At 35.8% G+C, this 24,933-nt stretch carries 23 protein-coding genes; 4 read left to right on the top strand and 19 right to left on the bottom strand.

The features are described from left to right. Positions 1-67: 67 nt before the first annotated feature. From IPI31_06500 to IPI31_06480, 5 genes are all read right to left on the bottom strand, one after another. Positions 68-1,318 (bottom strand): SpoIIE family protein phosphatase, encoded by a 1,251-nt coding sequence (locus tag IPI31_06500; protein MBK7567464.1) that lies wholly within the window; start codon positions 1,316-1,318, stop codon positions 68-70. Positions 1,319-1,365: 47 nt separating this feature from the next. After that, the gene (locus IPI31_06495) at positions 1,366-2,481 is read right to left on the bottom strand and encodes an ABC transporter permease (protein ID MBK7567463.1); all 1,116 of its coding nucleotides are present in this window, start codon (positions 2,479-2,481) and stop codon (positions 1,366-1,368) included. Between the two features lie 313 nt (positions 2,482-2,794). After that, complete coding sequence (locus IPI31_06490) at positions 2,795-3,931, bottom strand: glycosyltransferase (protein ID MBK7567462.1); 1,137 nt, start codon at positions 3,929-3,931, stop codon at positions 2,795-2,797. Positions 3,932-4,127: 196 nt separating this feature from the next. Beyond that, positions 4,128-4,718: a porin family protein gene (locus IPI31_06485; GenBank protein ID MBK7567461.1), complete on the bottom strand. Its 591-nt coding sequence runs from the start codon at positions 4,716-4,718 to the stop codon at positions 4,128-4,130. Positions 4,719-4,871: 153 nt separating this feature from the next. Further along, positions 4,872-5,696 carry an alpha/beta hydrolase gene (locus tag IPI31_06480; protein MBK7567460.1) on the bottom strand — a complete coding sequence of 275 codons (825 nt, stop codon included), beginning with the start codon at positions 5,694-5,696 and terminating at the stop codon, positions 4,872-4,874. Positions 5,697-5,943: 247 nt separating this feature from the next. On the opposite strand from IPI31_06480, the gene carB reads away from it, so the two are divergent. From carB to IPI31_06465, 3 genes are all read left to right on the top strand, one after another. Then, complete coding sequence (gene carB, locus IPI31_06475) at positions 5,944-8,775, top strand: carbamoyl-phosphate synthase large subunit (GenBank protein MBK7567459.1); 2,832 nt, start codon at positions 5,944-5,946, stop codon at positions 8,773-8,775. Positions 8,776-8,975: 200 nt separating this feature from the next. Then, positions 8,976-9,335, top strand: a complete 360-nt coding sequence (locus tag IPI31_06470) for a four helix bundle protein (protein ID MBK7567458.1) — start codon at positions 8,976-8,978, stop codon at positions 9,333-9,335. 170 nt (positions 9,336-9,505) lie between these two features. Continuing rightward, positions 9,506-9,682 (top strand): hypothetical protein, encoded by a 177-nt coding sequence (locus IPI31_06465; GenBank protein MBK7567457.1) that lies wholly within the window; start codon positions 9,506-9,508, stop codon positions 9,680-9,682. A gap of 82 nt (positions 9,683-9,764) precedes the next feature. Here the strand turns inward: IPI31_06465 and IPI31_06460 are convergent, their stop codons facing one another. The 12 genes from IPI31_06460 to IPI31_06405 form a co-directional block, all read right to left on the bottom strand. Further along, entirely contained in the window at positions 9,765-10,070 is a 306-nt protein-coding gene (locus IPI31_06460; protein MBK7567456.1) for a hypothetical protein, read from the bottom strand. Between the two features lie 181 nt (positions 10,071-10,251). Next, positions 10,252-11,640 (bottom strand): class II fumarate hydratase, encoded by a 1,389-nt coding sequence (gene fumC / locus IPI31_06455; GenBank protein ID MBK7567455.1) that lies wholly within the window; start codon positions 11,638-11,640, stop codon positions 10,252-10,254. A gap of 73 nt (positions 11,641-11,713) precedes the next feature. After that, positions 11,714-12,082 carry a four helix bundle protein gene (locus IPI31_06450; GenBank protein ID MBK7567454.1) on the bottom strand — a complete coding sequence of 123 codons (369 nt, stop codon included), beginning with the start codon at positions 12,080-12,082 and terminating at the stop codon, positions 11,714-11,716. 115 nt (positions 12,083-12,197) lie between these two features. Next, positions 12,198-12,764, bottom strand: a complete 567-nt coding sequence (gene frr / locus IPI31_06445; GenBank protein ID MBK7567453.1) for a ribosome recycling factor — start codon at positions 12,762-12,764, stop codon at positions 12,198-12,200. A 132-nt stretch (positions 12,765-12,896) separates the two neighbouring features. Continuing rightward, positions 12,897-13,613 (bottom strand): UMP kinase, encoded by a 717-nt coding sequence (locus tag IPI31_06440; protein MBK7567452.1) that lies wholly within the window; start codon positions 13,611-13,613, stop codon positions 12,897-12,899. 99 nt (positions 13,614-13,712) lie between these two features. After that, the gene (locus IPI31_06435) at positions 13,713-14,597 is read right to left on the bottom strand and encodes a sterol desaturase family protein (protein MBK7567451.1); all 885 of its coding nucleotides are present in this window, start codon (positions 14,595-14,597) and stop codon (positions 13,713-13,715) included. Between the two features lie 24 nt (positions 14,598-14,621). Next, entirely contained in the window at positions 14,622-15,035 is a 414-nt protein-coding gene (locus IPI31_06430; protein MBK7567450.1) for a rhodanese-like domain-containing protein, read from the bottom strand. 141 nt (positions 15,036-15,176) lie between these two features. After that, positions 15,177-15,980: a sulfite exporter TauE/SafE family protein gene (locus IPI31_06425; protein ID MBK7567449.1), complete on the bottom strand. Its 804-nt coding sequence runs from the start codon at positions 15,978-15,980 to the stop codon at positions 15,177-15,179. Between the two features lie 122 nt (positions 15,981-16,102). Further along, positions 16,103-17,680, bottom strand: a complete 1,578-nt coding sequence (locus IPI31_06420) for a peptide MFS transporter (GenBank protein ID MBK7567448.1) — start codon at positions 17,678-17,680, stop codon at positions 16,103-16,105. 37 nt (positions 17,681-17,717) lie between these two features. Beyond that, a complete protein-coding gene (locus IPI31_06415) occupies positions 17,718-19,361 on the bottom strand; it encodes a peptide MFS transporter (protein ID MBK7567447.1) in 1,644 nt (547 codons plus the stop codon). A gap of 33 nt (positions 19,362-19,394) precedes the next feature. Continuing rightward, complete coding sequence (locus IPI31_06410; GenBank protein MBK7567446.1) at positions 19,395-21,131, bottom strand: peptide MFS transporter; 1,737 nt, start codon at positions 21,129-21,131, stop codon at positions 19,395-19,397. 92 nt (positions 21,132-21,223) lie between these two features. Then, positions 21,224-22,894 carry an amino acid permease gene (locus tag IPI31_06405; protein MBK7567445.1) on the bottom strand — a complete coding sequence of 557 codons (1,671 nt, stop codon included), beginning with the start codon at positions 22,892-22,894 and terminating at the stop codon, positions 21,224-21,226. Positions 22,895-23,034: 140 nt separating this feature from the next. Here IPI31_06405 and trmB point away from each other — a divergent pair, with 140 nt between their 5' ends. After that, entirely contained in the window at positions 23,035-23,721 is a 687-nt protein-coding gene (gene trmB / locus IPI31_06400) for a tRNA (guanosine(46)-N7)-methyltransferase TrmB (protein MBK7567444.1), read from the top strand. Between the two features lie 75 nt (positions 23,722-23,796). Here the strand turns inward: trmB and IPI31_06395 are convergent, their stop codons facing one another. Both IPI31_06395 and IPI31_06390 read right to left on the bottom strand, forming a co-directional pair. After that, complete coding sequence (locus IPI31_06395) at positions 23,797-24,168, bottom strand: four helix bundle protein (protein ID MBK7567443.1); 372 nt, start codon at positions 24,166-24,168, stop codon at positions 23,797-23,799. 201 nt (positions 24,169-24,369) lie between these two features. Continuing rightward, a complete protein-coding gene (locus IPI31_06390; protein ID MBK7567442.1) occupies positions 24,370-24,927 on the bottom strand; it encodes a hypothetical protein in 558 nt (185 codons plus the stop codon). Positions 24,928-24,933: the final 6 nt, after the last annotated feature.

The raw sequence follows: 24,933 nt of genomic DNA, 5'->3' as shown, positions 1-24,933 counted from the left end.
TCCTTCGGTAACTCTGTGGCGAAAATTAAGCTACCTTCATTCTTTCATTCTTTCATTTTTTACCCCACTACTTCATTATCTTCACACTCAACACTGTTATATCATCACTCACCTCTCCATCCTCCCCTTTAAAACGCATTATTTCGTCGATGATCTTTTTATTTAGAGCTACAACATCACCCTTGTAATTATTTTCAACAAGCGAAATAAGTGCATCAATTGGAAATACCTGGTTCGCTTCATTTACAACATCTGTTAAGCCGTCGGTAAAACAAATGATGGCGGTATTTTCAACAATTGGAATTTGTCCCATTTTAACGGAAGGAAGTTCGTCGAACATACCCAAAATAGTTGTCCCCTTATCTAAAAATTTATATCCGTGTGAGTTTACTAATATTGGAGGATTGTGACCGGAGTTTACATATTTTAATATCCTGTTCTTGCGATTGTATTTTCCCAGAAAAAGTGTGATGAACTTCTCCCCTTTTGTGCTCATTAATACAGCCTTATTTAATTCCTGCATGTATTCTTCAATGGTGGTAGGATTGCGTTTTGTAAGCTCGCGAATCTGTGCCTGAAAATTAGCCATCAACAATGCAGCTGCAATTCCCTTTCCGGAAATATCTGCAATACAAAAAAAGAATTCATCTTCACTTAATTGCAGGTAATCATAATAATCGCCTCCAATGTTTTGATGCGGAAGATAAATGGCGTCCATTTGCAATTTATCGTTAATAGGAAGGTTGTGTGGAATTAGCATATTCTGAACCTGCGCAGCTACTTCCAATTCTTTTTGAAATGCAAGAGTTTCCGATTCCTTTTTGAATAATCTTTTATTTTCTATTGCAACGGTAATAATATTTGTAACCGTTTGTGCAAATTTTATTTTATCTTCCAGTGGTTCATAACTTTCCACTCTTGGATTGCTCATCAATAGATATGCAAGTGGATTATCTTTATGAAATACCGGAATTAAAATGTCGTATTGTTTTAAATAATCTGGCAAGTTTCCGTTGAGTTCGGAGAGGTCGGTAAGTTTATTATATTTTAATAATGTATTTACTAATCCGGGATTTAATTCGGAAATAAATTTATTTCCCAATACAGGTTCCCAATCGCTGCCATTTTTACTGAACAGCAACATATTTTCCACACCGATCTGATCCTTTAAGGTCCTGTGAAATAATTCGAACAGTGCTGATGACGATTTATTAGAATTAATTGCTTTGGTTATCTCCAATAAAGAATCTATTTCCAGCTGTTTAAGTTTCAGCTGATCCCGCAACATTTCCATCACATTTAACCCGGCAATTGCCATAACGATATATAATTAAATATAAATTTAAACAAATTTATTTATGGTTACTAATCCAGTCGGCTTTTAATATCAAGCGCATCCCGTAACCCGTTTCCAACCATAAAGAATGCGAGCACTAAGATAGTGATTGCAAAACCGGGAATGAGTGCCAAATAGGGATCTGTTATTAAATTATCTTTATATTTTGAGATCATTAATCCCCAGCTTGGTGCCGGAGCCTGAACCCCAATACCCAAAAAACTCAAACCCGCCTCAGTCAAAATTGCATATGCAAAATTGGCAGCGGTTATAACTATAATTGGTCCAACAATATTTGGAAGTATGTGTATGAAAATGCTACGCATATCTGAATAGCCAAAAGTTTTAGCTGCCTGAATAAATTCCTGTTCCCGTACTTGCATTACCTGCCCTCTCACTATCCTAGCAATATCCACCCACATTGTTAAACCAACTGCTATAAAAATGGTGTAAAAATTCTGTCCAAAAGCAAAAACAATGGGAAAAACCAATAACAAAGTTGGTATGGCCCAGATAATATTGATGAACCACATAATTATATTATCTACCGGAATTAAAAATTTCGATCTTCTGCCTTTCATTTTTATATATGGTGGATTCCTTTTATAAAATCCGGCAAAAGCACCAAGTGGAATTCCGATAAATAATGCAATAATTACCGCAACAACTCCTACGGATAAAGAAACTCTTATACCCAATAAAATCCGACTCAGATAATCGCGCCCAAGGTCATCTGTACCAAACAGAAAATTTCGTGTGGAAAGGTATTTTGATTCAATAATTTTCTGTTGTTGCGCTACGGGAAGATCTTCACGGGTAATTTCATATAAAGTAAATCCCAATTTCTGACCTTTACTTGCCTCACCTATAAACCTTTCAACATAAATGGAATCTTTAACAAACTTATATGAGGTCAAAGGTACTGACCTGTAATCCACTTTTTTGCCAAATAATATCCAATTTATAAAATTTGTTTTAGGTGGGGTAAGTTCCAAAGGCTGTTTCAATACTTTGATGGAAAATCCGGGAGACTGGAACGCAAGTTCATTCATTTGATCGTTTGCATAGGGGGTAATATCGGGTGAGATCACATGTGAAAAAAGTGCAAGCAAAACTGCATACAGAATTGTAATTGTTCCAATCATTGCATTTCCATTTCGAATAAATTTATCGATGGATCTTACTTTTTGGTTATTGCTAATATTGTATTTGACCACCTTTTTTTTCCACCAGAATCGAATTAACAGGATAGGTGGAGAAAAAATCAAAATAAGAAAACTAATTATTACGAAAATCAGTAAACAACTTTTTAGAGAAGCCCCAATAAAATCATTTCCACCCGACGCGTATTGCATCCATCCACTGAGTAGCGACAAACTAACTATTGCGATCAAAAACCAGATGATTATTTTTTTATTTCGCAACAATGTGATAGGCTGTTTATTTTATCTAAATAAATTATATCCTCCTCCCCTTCCAGTAATATTTTCCAAAAACACCTGCCGGAGCAACCAAAATAATATAAATAATATGCAATATCTGCATGGGTAAAAATAACCAAAGTAAATTTTCTCTTCTAAAAAATTTAGTCACAGAATAGGCAAACAGGGTATCGATACAAAGTTTTGCCAAAAACTGGAACATTGCCAATTTTAATAAGGGAGGATAAAAAAACCCAATAACCAAATTGGTTACGATAAGTAAATTGGAGAGATAAACAAAAGCCAGAATTGCAGTTATTCTTTTATCTTCATAGTGTGTCGACTTACTTGTCCAACGAACTCTTTGATGCCAGAATGTAATAAAATCCTTTTCCGTATTTGTATAAACTATTGCTTCTTTATTTTTTAAATAGGCGATCTTGCCATTAAATTTTTTGGCCATTTTATGCATCAGCATCATATCATCACCACCGGGAATGTGATCAATATCTTTAAATCCATCCACAGCTAAAAATGCTTCTTTAGTGTATGCAAGGTTTGCTCCATTACATAAATTATAAAATCCATTTTGAATACAGGCTGCTGCAATTCCTACCAAACTTAAAAAATCCAAAGTCTGAAATTTACCCAAAAAGCTAGTGTCAGGGTAATAACTCACCATACCCGCTATCATAACAGGTTTATGTTGCTCATAATAATGAACAATTGTTTGTAACCAGTTGCTGCCTACATGACAATCTGCATCTGTAGTAATAATAAGCTCGCCACTTGCCTGCTCAACTGCCAATTGAATACCTGCTTTTTTATTAGCCTTTAATGCTTGTTTGTTTTGAAAAATGGCTGCAAGTGAAATGATCTTCAGATTATTAATATTCGCATTTTTTACAACTTCTGCAGTGTTATCAGTAGAAAAATCGTCGACAACTATTATTTCAAATAGCTCCCGATTATAAAGTTGTTCGCGTAAATCATCCAGCAGATTTTTAATATTTTTCTCTTCATTTCTAACAGGTATAATTACACTTACCTTAGTTGTACAATTTTTTTTACCCGCCGTATATTCTTCCAATTTTATCCAACCGAAAAGAAAGTACAAAATGAGCAAAACGTATAAAAAAATGCAAATGCCAACAATTATGCTGATCGCGATCATTTTACAAATGTATTACTTGATATTGGTTATATTTTTAAGAATTAACAGACATTCGTGATTTGTACTATGAGTTGCTATCACTTTTCCATAAAATCCCTTCCGCCAAACAGAAACACCGCAGGAATTTGGGTATAACTCAACTACCCTAAAATAAAAAAGGCTGCACCAGGCAGCCCTTTTTAAAATATTTTTTTTTTTAGAATGAAGCTGATAAACCAATCTGCATTAGAGCTAAACCATCCCAACCGATCTCAGCATAAGCGCCTAACATATCGGTGAAATAATATCTTGCTCCAATACTTCCTGAGTATCCGAATGGTGAACCGAAATCAAATGAGAATCCGTTGTCTACGTAATCAGGATCTTCATTGTAATATTCGAAATTCAATCCCATGTAACCAATACCAATTCCTACATATGGATCTAATTTGTCGCCTGTAGCAAAGTGGTAATTACCTCTAACTAATAACGCAAATAAAGAACCTTTGTAGCCTTCTTCAAATCCAGTTCCAGTATCCCAAGCATTTTTGTATGTTAAAAAGCTAACAGCTGCTCCTAATCCAATTTGATCGGTAAGAGCATGTTCATACTTAAAATTGAGTGGTCCAAATCCGCTGGAAGTGTAACCTGAGTTAAACTCATAGATGTCGTAAATGGATTTATAAATGTTGGGAAATCCAATCCCAACGGATACAACGTTCATTCCTTCTTCAAAGGACTGAGCTTTGGCTGATGTGCCGAATGCCATCATTGAAACGGCAAATACACAGAGAAGTGTTTTTTTCATAAAGTTGTGCTTGTTTAGTTTAAGCGGTAAAATTGTGCATTCATTCTTTAAATTCCAAATTGAAAACGGTAGATAAGCCCGATTATGAACATTTAACTATACACGTGAAAAATTTATAAGTATAAACTCCCCTAAATCAATAAGTTAACTTTTTTAATCCATTGGGGACTGCAATGAAGTTTCTAAAAAAGGGAGCAATCTTTCATCAATAAAATAATGACCCCTGTCCAATTTGGTGAGTTTACAGCGTAATAAATCCTTTGCAAAGTATTCAGCAACTTCAATTGGTATCACTTCATCGCGTAATCCAAAGAATAAAAAAACCGGAATTTTATATTCGTTTAATTTTTCTTTTACCAGGTCAATATCCGGATTAAAAGTACCCATACTGATCCAGGTATCATACAATCTTTGACGTTTTTCCCGGGTTTCCATATGATTATAAGTAAACTTATATAACCATGGTGAGATGAGGTTTAGCTTACGCGTGATATTGATGAACCCAAAAAACCAACCCGGATATTTTATTGTGGTCCTGAATAATTGTCGCCCCCATTTTGGATATACCGCAACATTGTAAAGTTTATTCGTCCTGATTCCATCGCTTGCCATTAAAATGAGTTCGTCAATTTGGGATGAAAAATTTTTGGAGATATAAAGAGCGCATTTTCCTCCCATGCTGAATCCCAATATAGAAAACCGATCTACTTTAAAAATGTCAATAAATTGCCTGAATAAATTAATGAGATCATCGGTGGTAAAAAAATCAGGTTCATTCCATTTCGAATTACCATGATAGGGTAAGTCGATGGCAATAACGGAATATTTTTTCCCAAGTGCCGGTTCCAAAACCAAAAAACTCTCCGCATTTTCACTGAATCCGTGAAAGGCAAACAACAACTTTGGACCTGTTCCAAAACGGATATAATGGATCTTCGAATGTTTGAAATTTAAATATCCTGAGTCTGTTATTGGCATTACGACCCAAAGTTAGAGTAAATGACGAGATGACCGTTTGATGAATGCTTTATTCAATAATTTGGGGTAGGAAGTGCATTAATTTCACACAGAACTTTTCAACAAGTAACTCACTTTATAGAAAAAGCAACAGAGGTTAGTTATCTTTGCCCTTTAAGATGCAGTCACCTGTTTGCTTAAATCAATTTTCCCGCCCGATTGCATTCCCATTTCATTTATTTTCATTTTTCTTATTAAAAAATAACGAATGCCTAAGGATAATTCGATAAAACATGTATTGATCATTGGAAGCGGTCCAATTATAATAGGACAAGCTTGTGAATTTGATTATTCCGGATCACAGGCGAGCAGAAGTTTGCGTGAGGAGGGTATCAAGGTGTCACTTATAAACTCCAATCCGGCAACCATCATGACTGATCCGGTTACAGCAGATCAGATCTATTTATGGCCTCTGAATTCGGCAAGTATTGAAAAGATCCTGATCGAGAATATTGAGAAAGGCACTCCAATCGACTCGGTTTTACCAACAATGGGCGGTCAAACTGCTCTGAATCTGGCGAAAGAGGTATCTGAAATTGGCATTTGGCAAAAGTATGATGTGAAAATGATCGGGGTTGATATTGAGGCAATAGACAGGGCAGAAAACAGGGAACTTTTCCGACAATTGATGGTGGAACTGGGGATAGGCGTGGCGAAGAGCCATGTGGCCAATTCCTTTTTGGAAGGGAAGGAATTTGCTCAGGAGATCGGTTTTCCGTTGGTTATCAGGCCTTCCTTTACGTTGGGAGGCACTGGAGGCGGTTTCGTTCAAAACAAGGATGAACTCGATGCAGCGCTTATGAGGGGCTTAACTGCTTCTCCAACTCATGAAGTTTTGGTGGAAAAAGCGGTTTTGGGTTGGAAGGAGTTTGAACTCGAACTTTTGCGCGATGCAAACGATAACGTAGTAATAATATGTGTGGTTGAAAATCTCGACCCTATGGGTGTGCACACCGGCGACTCCATAACAGTTGCACCGGCTATGACCTTGAGTGATACGAGTTATCAGAACATGCGCAATCTTTCCATAAAAATGATGCGGGCAATGGGAAATTTTGCGGGGGGATGTAATGTGCAGTTTGCCCAGGATCCTTATACGGAAGAATTGATAGCGGTAGAAATAAATCCTCGTGTTTCCAGATCGAGTGCATTAGCAAGTAAAGCAACGGGTTACCCAATTGCGAAAATTGCTGCAAAACTTGCCATCGGTTATCATTTGGATGAATTGAGTAATCAGATCACAAAATCTACATCTGCATATTTTGAACCTGCATTGGATTATGTGGTGGTGAAAATGCCGCGATGGAATTTTGATAAATTTCCGGGTGCCGATGATACTTTAGGATTGCAGATGAAAAGTGTTGGAGAGGTGATGAGCATAGGAAGAAGTTTTCAGGAAGCGCTGCAAAAAGCTTGTCAGAGTTTAGAAAATAATAAAATAGGACTCAGCGGAGAAAAGGGATTTTATAAATCGAGTCAGGAAATAATTGAGAGTCTTGCCAAACCGCATTGGGATAGAATTTTTAATATCAAAAAAGCAATGGATCTTGGTGTGCCTGTTAGAACAATTCACAACCAGAGTTTAATTGATCCTTGGTTTTTAATGCAGATACAGGAATTGGTGAAAATTGAAAAAGAATTACGCCGATATCAATTAAATAATATTCCGAAAAAATTAATGATAGAATTAAAACAAAAGGGATATAGCGACTTACAGATTGCAAATACGGTTGGAAATTGTACCGAAGAAGAGGTTTATAATTACAGAAGAAATCTCGGCATTAAAAGAACTTATAAATTAGTGGATACCTGTGCTGCAGAATTTGAAGCCAAAACTCCTTATTACTATTCTACTTTTGAAGATGAAAATGAAAGTGTAAGAAGTGATAAAAAGAAAATAATAGTTTTAGGTAGCGGACCAAACAGAATTGGGCAGGGAATTGAATTTGATTATTGTTGTGTGCACGGAGTTCTTGCAATTAAAGAAAGCGGGTATGAAGCAATAATGGTAAATTGTAATCCGGAAACTGTTTCTACCGATTTTGATATTGCAGATAAATTATATTTTGAACCGGTATTTTGGGAACATCTTTGGGAATTAATAGAACACGAACAACCGGAAGGTGTTATAGTGCAATTAGGAGGACAAACTGCGCTCAAACTTGCTAAACAATTACATGAGAAAGGAATTAAAATAATTGGAACTTCCTACGACAATATGGATATTGCAGAAGATCGCGGAAGATTTTCTGATCTGTTAAAAGAATTAAATATTCCTTATCCGGAATATGGTGCAGCAACAAATGTGGAGGAAGCAATTGAAGTTGCACATCGCATTGGGTATCCTGTTTTGGTGCGACCAAGTTATGTATTGGGCGGACAAAGAATGCGCATCGTAATAAATGATGAGGAGCTGGAAAAAAGTGTGATAGGTATTTTAAAACATTTCCCCGATAACAGAATATTAATTGATCATTTTTTAGACAGAGCTGAAGAAGCAGAAATTGATGCTATTTGTGATGGCGACAATGTGCATGTGATGGGCATTATGGAACATATAGAACCTGCAGGTATTCACAGTGGAGATTCCAGTGCAGTTTTACCTCCATTTAATTTGAGTGAAAATGTTTTGGATCAAATGAACAATTTTGCTCAAAAAATTGCAATGGCACTTAATATTCGGGGATTGATAAATATTCAGTTTGCAATTAAAAATGAAGTGGTTTATGTAATTGAAGCGAATCCACGTGCAAGTAGAACAACTCCTTTTATTGCCAAAGCATATCAGATACCTTATTTAAATATTGCAACCAAAGTAATGATCGGTGCAAAAAAATTAACGGACTTTACCTACGATAAAAAATTAACCGGTTACGCAATTAAAGAACCTGTTTTTAGTTTTGATAAATTCCCGAATGTAAATAAAGAATTAGGTCCTGAGATGAAATCAACAGGAGAAGCAATTAGATTTATTGCTGATTTGAGTGATCCGGCTTTTAGGGAGATGTATTCGAAGAAATCTATGTATTTGAGCCGATAGAGGAGAAAGGAGAGAGGAGAGAGGAGTTGGTTTTCGCTGAGGCGAAAAATAAGGAGAAAGGAGACCGTATTCGTTGGGACGAAAAATAATGAGAGAGGAGTTGGTTTTCGCTGGTGTGGAAATTGAGTAGACTCTTGTGAAAATCAATCGTTTTTTTATTACTTTTGGGTTATTAAATGTTTAACCCTTAAACGAGTAATATGTTCTTAGATTTAGCACATACTAAAATTCCTATTTATATTGAGACAAGGAAATTAGTAATAGAATGTTATAAGGCGATAAAGAATTTTCCATCTGAAGAAAAGTATGCCTTAGTTCAACAAATTAAACGAGCCGTAATTTCAGTGCACCTGAATGTTGCAGAAGGCGCATCAAAAAGTTCACCGGCTGAACGCAAAAGATATTATGAAATTGCAAGAAGTTCATTGGTAGAAGTTGATGCAGCTTATGATGTTGCTGAAGATCAATCCTATTGTAAAAAGGAAAATTTACAATCTCTTGGTGAATCTATAAAAATATGTTTTCACCAATTAAGTTTAATTATAAATTCACTTAAGTAGAATCTTAAAATTTAATGAAAATTATAAATAATGTCTAAGAAAAAACAAATACAAATTAGTATTCCTTATTGGAGCAATTCAAAATATAAAAAATTCTATTTGGCATCGCCAAATAGAAACCTCCTTTCTCCTCTCTCCTCTCTCCTTTCTCCTCTCTCCTTTCTCCTCCCATGAGCGACTTTGCGTGGATAGCATTTATATTAATAGTTTACATGATTGTGATAAGACCTATGGTGCAGGGGATTCTTAAACAGGACCCGAAATCGAAGGGAAATACAAATCCACCGAAAAATACTACGTCAAAAAAGAATGACGACGATTATGTAGATTATGAGGAGATCAAATGAGGTCAGAGCACGGTTCTTCATTCCTCGTAGGGTTCTTGTCCCCTAAAAAATAATTATTCAGACAAAACCCTGTGATGTAAAACTATTCTTTCTTCTTATTAAACAGATCATCCAATTTATCCTTCATGCTTTTCATTACTTCCTCCGTTTTTTCGGCAACATCTTTAAAGATCTCTTCTGTTTTTTCTTTAACGTCGACCGCGGTGTCCATTAATTTTTCTTTTACGCCCTCACTTAGTTTTCCGCCATTTACCATATTGTCGATTTGTGAATGAAATGACTTCGGCATTTTTTCTTTTAAATAGGCCGAAATTGTTTCAATAGATGTTTTCGCCTGCTCATCAGTAACTCCTGCTGATTCGGTAACTTTTTTTACTAATTCTTGCATAACTAGAAATTTATTTTGTTGTTAAATAATTTATTTTTTATCCTTCAATTTTTATTTATTTCATCTCCCTGCCTCAAAATCCACTCAGACCTCACAGGTTTCCCAAACCTGTGAGGTCATCGTTATATTTTGGCTGTTCATCGGTACATTGGTACATTTTTTTTGGCTGTTCATTGGTACATTATTTTCCAACCATTTCCGCCGGCACAACCCAAGCGTCAAATTCCTCCGCCGTAACATATCCCAACTCTACCGCCATTTCTTTTAATGTTTTATGTTCCTTATGTGCTTTTTGGGCAATTTCTGCTGCTTTATAATATCCGATCTTTGTATTTAATGACGTAACAAGCATTAAAGAATTGTTTACATGGGCAGCTATATTTTTTTCGATGGGTTCAATTCCCACTGCACATTTATCATTGAAAGATACACAAACATCCCCAATTAATCTTGCGCTGTGTAAAAAATTATAGATCATCATTGGCTTAAACACATTTAATTCAAAATGTCCGCTTGCACCGCCGATATTTATAGCAACATCATTTCCTAAAACCTGAGCAGCAACCATTGTCATTGCCTCGCATTGTGTTGGATTTACTTTTCCAGGCATAATGGATGATCCGGGTTCGTTATCGGGAATATGTAATTCACCAATACCACTTCTTGGGCCGCTGGACAACATGCGTATATCATTTGCTATTTTCATTAGAGAAACAGCGACAGTCTTTAATGCTCCGTGTGCTTCCACAATTGCATCATGTGCTGCAAGTGCTTCGAATTTATTTTCTGCGGTAATAAATGGCAATCCTGTTAATTCAGCAATATTTTTTGCAACTAATTCTGAATATCCCTTTGGAGTGTTAATTCCGGTACCAACAGCGGTTCCACCTAAAGCCAATTCACTTAAATGCGCTAAGGTGTTCTTGATCGCTTTTAATCCGTGATCCAATTGAGAAACATAACCGCTAATTTCTTGGCCCAATGTTAAAGGAGTTGCGTCCATAAAATGGGTGCGACCAATTTTAACAATATGCATAAATGCCAGTGATTTAATTGCGAGCGTATCTCTTAATTTTTCAATTCCCGGAATGGTATTTTCCATCAAAATTTTATACGCAGCAATATGCATCGCTGTTGGAAAAGTATCATTGCTCGATTGCGATTTATTTACATCATCGTTTGGATGAATGATCTTTTTTTCATCGGCCAATTTTCCACCGGAAATTACATGTGCGCGATAAGCAATTACTTCGTTTACGTTCATGTTGCTCTGCGTACCACTTCCTGTCTGCCAAACAACCAATGGAAACTGATCATTCAATTTCCCATCCAATATTTCATCGCATACCTGACCAATAATATCAGATTTACTTTTATCCAATACATTTAATTGGTTATTAGTAATTGCCGCTGCCTTTTTCAAATAAGCAAAAGCTGCAATAATTTCCTTAGGCATTTTATTAATATCCTGCGCAATTGGAAAATTTAAAATAGATCGTTGCGTCTGTGCGCCCCAGTAAACTTCGGAAGGGACTTCGATGGAGCCCATGGTGTCTTTTTCGATTCTCATTGGATTGATGATAGTTGATTTAAATGAGTAATGAGTAATGAGTAATGAGTTTTGCTCCTACTCTGTTTGATAATTAATTCTCCTTTTTGGAAGCCCCGATTAAGCCGGACAATTGTCTAAAACAACTGATAATTTCGTCTCCTAATCGTTTCATATCTTCCTTTCTGCAATGATATTGTAATTCACAAAAGTCAAGGGCTGTATCAACCTCTACCACCGAACTTCTTGCAATTTCATAAAAACGTTTTCTTTCAGTTTCCGATTTCCTTGATGATCCCTCTGCGATATTTAAATAAACAGAAAGTGCTGCCCTTCTGATTTGCTGCACTAAGTTAAATTTTTCTTCAGAAGGCAATAATTGAGTGACTTTATAACATTCAATTAATAACTTTTTAGCTGTTATAAACACAGGCATACGCGTATGCGCCAATTCTAAGAACATATTATTTATTTTTAAGGGTTAAAAAATATAAACAATAGTAAATTTACTAAAATTCCAACCAAAACCCGACTGACGTAGTCAGCGGAAACTCATTACTCATTACTCATTTCTCATCCTACACTGTCATAATCTCCGCCTCCTTCACCGCCAAATGTTTATCCACTTCTGCGCTGAATTTATCGGTGAGTTTTTGCACTTGATCTTCGCCGTCTTTTGCCATGTCTTCGGGGAGTCCGTCTTTTTGTAATCTCTTTATTTCTTCGTTGGCTTCCTTGCGATAATTGCGAATGGCAATTTTAGAAGTTTCACCCATATTTTTTGTTTGTTTAACAAGGTCTCTTCTTCTTTCCTCTGTTAAAGGAGGCATTACAAGACGAATTACATCTCCATTATTAATTGGAGTTAATCCGATATTTGCCTGGAGAATTGCTTTTTCAATTTCCCCCAACATTTTTTTATCCCATGCCTGAATTGTTATTGTTCTTGCATCGGGCAAAGCCAAATTGGAAACCTGATGTAATGGTGATAAAGCACCATAATATTCCACTTTGATATTATCTAAAATGGCAAGACTGGCCCTTCCCGCACGCACATGCGAGAGTTCCACTTCTAAATGTTTTATTGCCTTTTGCATTTGCTCCTGAGCCATGTCGATCACGAGACTAAGATCTTCTTCTGTCATGTTATTTTATTTTAATAGGGTATCTAATTATTAAATTGTGTTCTTCATTTTTTCATTCTTCATTCTTCATTTTCTTCCCCTTCCCTCAGACCTTCCAGGTTAAAAAAAAACCTGGCAGGTCGAGGGCCTATATTATTTATTAGAAACCAATGTTCCAACATTTTCTCCCGCTAATAAATTTAATAAATTTCCTTTTTTATTCATATCAAAAATAATAATCGGTAAATTATTTTCTGCACATAATGTAAAGGCTGTCATATCCATTACATTAAGGTTTTGAGCTATTACTTCTTTAAAAGTGATATTTTCATATTTGGTTGCCGCGGGATCTTTTTCAGGATCAGCGGTATAAACACCATCCACTCTGGTTCCTTTTAAAATTACGTCGGCTTCTGTTTCTATTGCTCTTAAACTTGCAGCGGTATCGGTTGTGAAATAAGGATTTCCTGTGCCGGCTCCAAATATTACCACTCTACCCTTCTCTAAATGGCGAATTGCCCTTCTTCGGATGTAGGGTTCACAAATCTGTTCCATTTTTATTGCAGATAGCAGTCGGGTGTATAATCCAACGTTTTCTAGAGCACTTTGTAAAGCCATTCCGTTAATTACTGTGGCGAGCATACCCATATAATCGCCCTGGGCTCTGTCGATACCTGAACCAACACCACTCATTCCTCTGAAAATATTACCACCACCTATTACGATGGCAACTTGTACGCCTGCGTCCGAAACTTCTTTGATATCGGCGGCATATTGTTGTAAACGGAGTGGGTCAATTCCGAAATTTTGTTCACCCATCAGCGCTTCGCCACTGAGTTTTAGCAGTATTCGTTTGTATTTAGGCGTCATTACGGCAAAGATAAAACTTAGTTGGCAGTAATAGAATGTAAAATGGTGTTGGAACTGCAATAAATCCATATAAATAGCTCGTAACTGATTTTAGTATTCCTATCGTTGTTTTTCCTTTTTTACTGCAGGATATAATTCCTGGTGCAAAAAATCCTTTGGAAATTGTTCATCATCAGGAAATCCAAGTTCAATATCACGTCCGGAATGAGGAATGTAGTTTGTTCTAAAAATATAATCCCAGATACTTAAACTGATGCCGAAATTGATGCCGTATCGGAATTGTGTTGGGAGATCTTTTGCATGATGCCAGATATGCATTTGAGGATTGTTGAGTAAATATTTCAAAGGACCCATTCGCAAATTAATGTTGGCGTGATTAAAATGCCCGATCACAAGGGAGATCATATTCGCCAGGAGATAATCATTTATACCGAATCCCAACATTGCCAATGGGATATATTGAATAGTTCGGTAGACCACATTTTCCATCCAATGAAATCGCAAGTGTGCTGCAAAACCCATTTGTTTAACACTGTGATGCACCTTGTGAAATTGCCATAACCAATTACTGCGATGTAATAATCGGTGAATATTCCACTGAATAAAATCTTTGAGAATAAATGCAAATAATATCTTTAGCCAAAATGGGAGTGCATTAATTTGTATTGCTATGCCATTTGTAATTCCGATGAGCGCAAGTCCGTCATTAAAAAGTGTGACAAAAACATTGGATATTGCATAATAACCAATTAATGAAAAAAGAAAAAAATTAAAGAACATGTAGAATCCATCCAGCCAAAAATCTGTTCTGATTATTTTTTGATATTTCCGCCAAGGAAAAAATATTTCGAGCATCCATACTATAATACTTATTGCTATAAGCCAATAGAAATAATTATCCCAGGAAGGATGTAAAATAGCATGAGAAAAATAATTCCAATATCCTTTAAAACCGTTAAGAAAAATATCTATATAATTGTTCATTCATTATTGATAAAAAGTGGAGTTTTATTCATAAACTTTCACACCTTCATTTAACCAAATGCCCCATTTTTTCGAATACGCATGCACCAATTCCGTTTCGCTGCCTGATTGATCAACAACGGGTTTATCTTGATTTATCCATTCGAAAATGCCTCCATATAAATTTACCACATTTGTAAACCCGGAAGCTGTGAGTTTTTCAGCAATCTTTTCACTTCTGTAACCTACAGAACAATACACTACAATTTTTTCATCCTTAGCAATATTTTGAACCCTGGTAATATCAAAATCTTCATATCCGATCCAAATTGCATCATTAATATGTGAAACATCGAATTCTTTTTTTTCACGGGCGTCTAAAAAAATGCTTATAGTATCTCCGGCAACATCTGCAACACCAATTTCTTTTGCCGAATGTGATAATAAAGTAGACAACATCAGGTCGAAACTTTTACTTTCCACATGGGTTTGCGCATTGATATTTTTTATCGCGACAAATAATGATACGATCACAAATAAAAATAATACTAAGTACATTTTTTTATTCATTTTAAATCTTTTGGACACTTTTATTAAACTTTAAATTTCCAAAAATAATTCCTGCAATATGATAAAAATACCCATAACTAACACAAATACACCGAAAGCGCCTTTTAATTTCTGACCGTGCACAAATCGACTGAGAAAGGAACCAATTAAAATACCGGTAATGGTTACGCCTGAAAATATAAGAATAAACTCCCAATTGATTGGTTGTCCGCTTTGAATATCGCCCGTAAACCCCACAAGTGATTTAATCGCTATGATAAGCAAGGAAGTTCCTATGGCCATTTTCATTGGAATTTTTGCAAATACTACCAATGCCGGAATGATAAGAAATCCACCACCCGCCCCTACTAAACCTGTTAAAGCACCTATTACCAGCCCTTCGGTAATAATAACCGGATAATTAAAATGTGCTTTCCCATCATATACAGGATCAGGAATTTTGCGTTGTTGTATCATACCGATTGCAGCAACAATCATAATGATAGCGAAAAACACCAGAATTGCAATTTCTTTAGTTAGAGTGAAATTTTCTGAAGTAAAAATAATATGCGGTATAGCTGGCATTAAAAAGGCCCTTGTTAAATATACCGCGATCAAACTAGGAAAGGAAAATACTATAACAGTTTTATAACTGATAGATCCCTTCACCATATTTGGTATTGCTCCAATAAGTGCTGTAAGACCTACTATAAAAAGCGAATATGCGGTGCTGAGTTCAGCATCAATATGAAATAAATAATACAGCACGGGAACAGTTAATATACTGCCACCGGCACCGAGCAGACCAAGTGTAAGACCTACAATTAAAGCACCTAAATAACCGAGAATTTCCATTATCCGGGAAAGAAATTATGTACCATAACTACGAATTGCCACAAAGATAAAACACATGGCAACAAAGAATTGTGACCTTTGTTACCATGTGTTAGAAATTTATTGAAAAGTTTAGAAAAACTTTATTTTACATTTCCCATTAATTTCCTGATCAAAGGAGAAATAACTATTAATACAACACCTGCAATAATAGCATATAAAGCGAAATCGCGATATCCTTCTGTATAGGATAACAATTTATCCATAGGTGTTGCATTTTCAATATCGGAGACAATACTTGCACCAAATAAACCGGCTACATATTGACCATATGCACTTGCCAAAAACCACATACCCATCATCATACCTTGCAGACGTGTTGGGGACAATTTAGTCATAATTGAGAGTCCAATTGGAGATAAACACAATTCCCCAAGCGTAACAACAAAATATGCAAGCGTAAATACATCCAAAGATGTCATTCCATCCGGACCTGCAAAAAAGCGAGTTGCATAAAATATGTAGTAGGCAATTCCGAGAAATAAAAATGCAATACCGAATTTAACAACAGTATTCGGTTCCACTTTTTTCTTCGCCATTGCTATCCATAAAATACCGATAAGCGGTGCGAAAATTATTACAAATAATGAATTTGCCGCGTTATTCACGCCATTAGGATCAAGTTTAATAAACCCTAAAACTTCATCTTTAAGATTGTTGGCAGCGAAGATGGTTAAAGAACCGCCGGCCTGTTCAAATATTGCCCAAAATATTATAGAAAATAAAATAAAACATAAGGCTGCAATTAATTTTTTAATTTCTGTTTTATTATGTTTCGTCATTTCATAAAAAAGCAAAATAAGCGCAGCAGGCCCAATTATATACATAAACCAATTTACATATTCAGGAGTGGCAACCATTTTCATAATAACAGGAATAATTGCAACAGCACCAATATACACCATGTATTCGTACCATTTTTTATTGAATCCTGATTTTGAAGGGTTATTTGGATCTGCAATTTTAATTGGTGGAAGACCAATTGGACCCATCGATTTTTTTGTATAAACAAAGGTGAGTAAACTGATGGTCATAACCACTGCAACCAAACCAAATGCAACATTCCAATGCGCATTTTCAGGAATAACAGAACCGAGCATATTTCCTTTTCCAATTGCGATACATGCGTATCCACCAAGCAGGGCACCTATATTGATTCCCGAATAAAATAAGGAGAATCCTGCATCTCTTCTGCTATCTCCGTCCTTATATAATCTTCCAACCATGGTAGAAATATTGGGTTTGAAAAATCCCGTTCCTATAATGTTAAAACTAATTCCCAAAAAGAAAAATTCGTGCGGATTAATACATAGAATTATACTTCCGGTGATCATTAATAGTCCACCCCAAAATAAAGATTTTTGAAACCCGAGAATTTTATCTGCAAACAAACCGCCAATAAATGTAAATGCATAAACAAACGCCTGAGTAGCACCATATTGCAGGTTGGCAACTTTTTCATCCATAAAAAGCTGATCAATCATAAAGAATGTCAGCATTCCACGCATTCCATAAAAACTGAATCTTTCCCACATTTCACTGAAGAACAAATACCAGAGTTGTTTAGGATACTTTCCGGCAAACGACTGAATTTTTTCCAATTCAGGATCAGTAGGATTTGGTGATTTATCAATAATTATTTCATCAATTGGTTCACTCATGATTATTATTTTAAATTAATTATTAAGAAAAAATCTTTTATGCGCCTCGTTCTTTTACAACTCTGTTAAGCCATTTAATAATGAACATTACCACAACACAAACTACGGCCGCAGCAACGAACATGATCATAAAAAATGCGGTTTTATTTGTGAAAATATCCCAGGAACTTGCAAGTGTTCCTGCTAATTTGCCTCCTATGGAAGTGATTAAAAACCAACCACCCATCATAAGTGCTGTTAAGCGCGGTGGGGAAATTTTTGATATAAACGACAATCCGATAGGACTTAAAAATAACTCACCAATTGTAAATACAGCATAACTGGAAATTAACCAGGCTGCTGCTGTTTTGTCGATAGCAATATTTGTAGACATTGCTGCAAATGCCATGAGCAACATACTTAGTCCGGAAAATAATACACCTAAAACAATTTTCCACGGTGTTGTGGGTTCACGTTTGCGTTTTGCTAACCAAGTTAATAAACCTATTATCAACGGAGTAAATAAAACGATAAAGAATGGATTTATAGATTGAAATAATTCAGGTGATATTACCTGCATTGTTTCTCCTTCCGCCGGCCATTCTTCTTTTGGAAGATTTTGAAAATAGGTATTTACTCCAACTGTAGTCATTACTTCTCCATTCGCATCCAATTGCGCAACAAAATTTTCATTCAATACAGGAATCGTATCTGTTGGCGATGCATCAATGGTTTGCAACATTCCAATTTTATCGGCGACGGGTTGTAGAGCAGGCGATATGGATCTGTCGGTATACGTATCAGCCCAAATTGTTTGAGCTGTTGAATTTTGATTATAGATCACCCAAAAAACAAGGGCAATTGCATACACCACCAAAATTGCCGCAATACTCGATTTTTCTTCTTTTTTTGCACGCACCCAAAGTGATACATAAAAAGTTACAATTGGAATACATGCAAACATAAACGCATCGGAAGAATCTGTTCCAAAGATCGTTCCTTTAATCATCCATCCGATAATTCCGAAAATAATTGCGGGAAGAAAAACATATAATGCAATTTTAGAAAACGGCAGATCATCAGGTGAGACCGGTTTTTTAATATCTGAATCTCTAACGTGACGAACAAAGGCAGCAAGGATAATAATTCCTATAAGCATTCCAACGCCGGCTGCGGCAAATGCATATCCCCAACCATAGGCATTTCTTAAATATGCCGCAACAAAATTGCAAAAGAAAGCTCCGATATTGATCCCCATATAAAAAATATTATATGCGGAATCCTTTTTGGATTTAAGTTCATCTTTGGAATACATGATACCTAAAAGCGTAGAGATATTCGGTTTGAAAAAGCCGTTTCCGACAATAATTAATAACAAAGATAAATACATGATATTATCGCTCCCATTAATTGCGAGGCCAAAATATCCCAATGCCATTAAACTTCCACCAATAAAAATAGCTTTTAAATATCCTATATACCTATCGGCTATCATACCTCCTATAAATGGTGCTAAATAAACCAAGGCGATATAAGTTCCAACAATGTCGATGGCAGTTCGGGTATCCATTCCTTTTCCTTCTGTATCTTTTAAATACAAAAAGAAAATTCCAACCATTAAATAATATCCGAATCGTTCCCACATTTCTGTGAAGAACAACACGTATAATCCTTTAGGATGTTTCTGTGTGAGTTGCGACATATTTTATTTTTTGGTGATTAAATTTAATTATTATCAATCAACATTTTTTTCTTTCATAACCCGATTTAAAAAACGCAATAAAATAAACATCATTGCGGCTGCAGCAACTGCAAGAAAAACGTTGGTCATAAAAAAATCAGCTTTATTATCTATTTTTTCAAAATTGCTCGATAAAATTCCTGCGAGTTTATTTCCCACCGATGTAGAAAGGAAAAATCCCCCCATCATGAGCGCTGTAAGGCGTTGAGGTGCCAATTTACTTACAAGTGATAGGCCCATCGGAGATAAACACAATTCACCAAAAGTAATTACACAATAAGTTCCATACAACCAATAAATGCTTGCCTTATCCGATTCGAGATCAGTTGCATTAACGGCTGCTACCATTACCCATGCAGATAAACCTGTAATTAAAAGTCCGATCGCAATTTTTGTAGGTGTTGTAGGTTCTTTGCCTCTGCGTTTTAAGAATCCGAAAATTCCAACTACAACCGGTGTTAGCAATATAACCCAAAATGGATTTACAGATTGATAGATGTTTGCCGAATACGCAAGATAATCACCACCTTCAGGAGGCCTTTTTTCAGCAGGCAAGGTTTGAAAATATTCTCTGGTTTTTTCTCTATTAATAATAAGGTCATTTATTTCTTTTTCTGCATCTTTATTTCCAGAATCAGTAAATTTTTGTCTCTCAGCCCTTAAACTATCTGTATATAATTTAAATTGAGCTTCTGGAAGATCAATTGTTTTATCATAGGTAAATGTTTGTGCAAGTTTGAGTGTGGATGCAGTGCCTTCTAAGGCAGTTGGCACTTTTCTATTGGAATATTTTTCCGCCCATGTTGTAAGCGCATCGCCATTTTGGTGAAATACTGCCCAGAAAATTACCAGACAAGCATAAACCGATAATAATGCGGCAATAGGTCTTTTATCTTCTTTATTCGCACGCAACATCAGCATCACAAAAAAAGTAATTACTGGGATACAACCAAATAAGAAGGCATCGTTGGTATCAGTTCCAAAAATATTTCCTTTTTCATTTTCAGGACCTGTTACTCCTTTAATAAAATAACCAATTAAACCAAAGAGTAGCATAGGTAATAACACAACGGCAAATATTTTTCCAACACTCATATCTCCCGGCTGAGCGGGTTTTAATACATCAGCTGATTTTATATGTTTGGTTCCTGCATAAAAAATAATAAGGCAGATTATCATTCCAAAACCTGCAGCAGCAAATGCCCAACTCCAACCGTATTCGATCCTTAAATAGGCAGCGACAAAATTGCAGACAAAAGCTCCGATATTGATCCCCATATAAAAAATATTGTAACCGCTGTCTTTGTTTGCCTTATACTTTTCATCGTTGTATAAATTCCCAACCATGGTAGAAATATTCGGCTTAAAGAATCCATTACCTAAAATAATGAACAGAAGAGAAATATAGAATGCCGTCTCGTTATGAATACTTAATCCGAAATACCCTATTGCCATCAATGCTCCTCCAATAAATATAGCTTTCCTGTATCCCAGTATTCTATCTGCTAATAAACCGCCAATAAAGGGTGTTAAATAAACCAATCCAATATAAGTACCGTAAACATCAGATTTTTTTGCATCTACAAAGCCCATTCCGCCATTTTCCCAGGCATCCTTCATATACAAGGCAAAAATTCCAATCATTAAATAGAATCCAAATCGCTCCCACATCTCCGTAAAGAAGAGCACATAGAGTCCTTTTGGATGTAAAGGTGACCTTGGTTGGCTCATAAGTATCCTGTTTTATTGGTGGCTAAAGATAAAAATGTTTTTGAAAGGGAAAAGTTTTACTTCTGTTATGCTTTGTTACCGGCAACCTAAAATCATGCCTTTTCTGCATTGAGTTTGCTGTTTTTTCGGCTGTAAAGAAAATATACTATCAAACCCAAACCGAACCAAATGAAAAACCAGAGCCAGTTTTTGGCTGTCATACCCGTTAATAGGTATAAACAGGAAGTTACGCCCAGCAATGGAATTAATGACCAGTTTTTTACAAATGCAAAAACGGCTAACACTATACACAGTAACCAGAATATTAAAGTGCTGATCTTATAGGTAATATCGCTGGCACCTGACTGAATGTTAAATAGATCGGGGAAATAACTTTTTGCGGCTACAGCCAAAATAACAATTGATCCTAAAATAATTGCCGGATATATAAGTTTTGCATTAAAATAAGGCATGTGAAATCTGCCCTTTTCTTTTTCCCTTCTAGGAATTAATAAAATTCCTCCGCATACCAATACAAATGCAAATAAGGTTGCGATGCTGGTAAAATCGAGCACAAAAGTTTCATCCGTAAATAATATCGGAATTCCAACCACCAAACCGGTGACAATAGTTGCGAAGGAAGGTGTTTTATATTTGGGATGAATTTTTTCGAATTTTTTAGGCAATAATCCATCGCGGCTCATGCTCATCCATATGCGCGGCTGACCCATTTGGAAAACGAGAATTACGCTCGTCATGGCTGCTACGGCACATACGGAGATAAGGGTTTCCATCCAACCAACATCATTTAGTCTGAAAACTTCTGCAAGTGGATCTCCAACTGCAAGGTCTTTATAATATGCCATTCCTGTAAGAACTAATGCTAACACTATATATATAGATGTACATATTACTAGTGAATAGATCATACCTCTGGGAAGGTCGCGTTGCGGATTTTTACTTTCTTCCGCCATGGTACTTACAGCATCAAAACCGATATAAGCAAAAAATACAGCTGCCACTCCTGCCATTACTCCTTTAAATCCTTCAGGCATAAAACTTCTTACACCATCATCATTAATTGGTGTCCAATTATCTATATCCAGATAAAATATTCCCACAAGAATTATTAAAACAATGATAGATAATTTAATAACCACCATGATATTGGTAATATTTCTGCTTTCCCGAACTCCAACGTAAACCAACCAGGTAATTAAAATATTGATCATTAAAGCAGGAAGATCGAATATGATGTGTAGTCCTCCAATTACCGGACTTGTATTCCATGCAGCACCCAATTCTGCATGTGCACTTCTGTAATTTGATGTTAACCAAGCGGGAAGATCAACTCCGATCACATTTAAAAGGTTTTCGAAATAATCGCTCCAGGCAAATGCAACATATATATTACCTATTGAATATTCCATCAAAAGTGCCCATCCGATTATCCACGCAACTATTTCTCCAAAAGAGGTGTAAGCATAGGTGTAAGCCGACCCTGCAACCGGAATACGGGAGGCAAATTCTGCATAACACATGGCAGTAAATCCGCAGGCAATTCCGCATATCACAAAAAGTATTATAACACCCGGTCCTCCACTTGCGCAAGCCGCTCCCATACTGCTGAAACTACCGGCACCAATAATGGCAGCAATACCGAAAAAGGTAAGGTCGCGAACAGATAGGGTGCGATGCAGACCCGAACTTTTATCAATATCGTCGGCAACATCTAAATTTTGGAGAACGGAAGAAATGGATTTTTTTCTGAATAGTTTATTCATATGGGCTCCGGTTGTCGGCTTAAATGTATGTATTAATGCTCAAGTTTTCAAATATGCGAATTGTTAAAAAATTATAAGACAATCGATAATAATAATGCCTATGGTTTGTTTGATAGCATATTTAATAATTATTTTGCAAGATGCGAAAAAGCAAATTACAGCGTTTTGCCGAGTTGGATACTTTTGAGAATGTTTTGCAGAACTACGATTTTCTTGATCCAGTTCTACTTGATCATGAAAAACAATTGGTAGATCCGAGGGGAAAATGGAATTCCCAAATTTTTAAAAATTCCAATCCCATTGTTTTAGAACTTGCATGTGGAAAAGGAGAATATACCTGCGAGATGGCAATTGCCGATAAAACAAAAAATTTTATTGGTGTAGATGTGAAAGGCAACCGGATGCATCGCGGTGCAAAAAGAGCACTGGATCAAAAAATAATAAATGCATTTTTTTTAAGAACAGATATTAATATTATTTCCACCTTTTTCGAACCAAAGGAAGTAAATGAAATTTGGATCACCTTTCCCGATCCACATTTAAAAAAAGGCAAGGATCAAAAAAGATTAACCAGCGAAAGATTTTTAAATTACTACAAAAAAATATTAATACCCGGCGGAATAATTCATTTAAAAACAGATGATCCCACTTTGTATCAGTTTACTTTGGATACTATTGATCAACTAAAATTAAAATTAATTTATTCCGATGATGATATTTATTCCAAACCTCTTCCTCATCCTTTTTTAGAAATTAAAACGTATTATGAGGGGATGCATTTGGCGGAGGGGAAGGTGATTAAGTATGTTGCCTTTTATTTAGAGTAGGCAGTGGCAGTGGCAGTGGCAGTGGCAGTAGGCAGTTGGCAGTGGCAGCGGCAGTAGGCAGTAACGTAATTGTGTTTATTTATAGGAAATAAATTTATCTGCGTTATTTATCATGTTGTTTATTAATTTGCCTACTTCAAGAGATTTTTCATTAAGTCTCTGAAAAGTGGCTTCATCAATATAATTACACTTGAATGCAAATTCTAACCATATCTGTGTTTCAGAGTTTTCAGCATCACTATCTGAGAGCTTTGATATGAAATGGTTTTTATATCGCCTTTTTCGGTAGGCCTCGCCAATATTTGCACATACACTTCGCGATGATCTTCTAATCTGGTCGGTTAATGAATATTTTTCTTCAATCGGAAATTTTTTAGAAATTTCGAATATTTCCATAGCCAACTCAAAACCTTTAACATAGGCGTAGAGTTCTTTAAAATCTGCCATTTATTGTAAATTAAGGGTTAAACAATAAATACAAATATCATAAAAAAATTAATATTTATATAAAACCCCTAAAAACATTAAAACACCACATTTAAGTCCAAATATTTCAATGCTACGATACTACTACTGTATTACTGCCACTGCCTACTGCCACTGCCTACTGATTATACTGCCACTGCCTACTGTTTATACTGCCACTGCCTACACCCCCAACCCCTCCATCAATTCCCCCAACTCATCATAATCTCTCACTCCCACTTCCATTTCTGCAACACCTTTAATTTGAATTGCATCTCCCATAAATTTAGAAACATCAAATTCTTTATTTGTAATATCGATCATGATTGGAAATTGATGTGCTGGTAAATCAAATGAATTTTCTTCCTCAGATAAAATAAATAATATATTTTTAGATGAAATAAATTGCGCATTTTCCTTAGAAGTTTTAAAAATTATCGGCAGATCACTATTAATTTTTAAACCCGTTGAATCAAAATATTCATCTCCCAATTCCAAAACATCCGGTTCGAAGAAATTGACGATATTTAGGACATTGTCCAAATCCTGATTTGCGAATTCAGCAACTATTTTTGGCCCGTGTATCCAGCCTTTTATGGCGAGTGCATTTTGGGGAGAAATGTAGTTTGGAGATTGTGGATCGAAACAAAAACCGATATAATCAACCTCGTATGCAGCAAAAAAACGCGCATCGGTGAGATTCGTGATGGAACCGGCTTTAAAAGGTATTTTTAGCGGCATAAATAT

It is taken from the genome of Bacteroidota bacterium (assembly GCA_016706865.1).
In the GTDB taxonomy this organism is placed as follows: Bacteria; Bacteroidota; Bacteroidia; order Chitinophagales; family BACL12; genus UBA7236.
The sequence above is the reverse complement of the archived record's forward strand: the minus strand, read 5'-3'. Positions and strand labels throughout refer to the sequence as shown.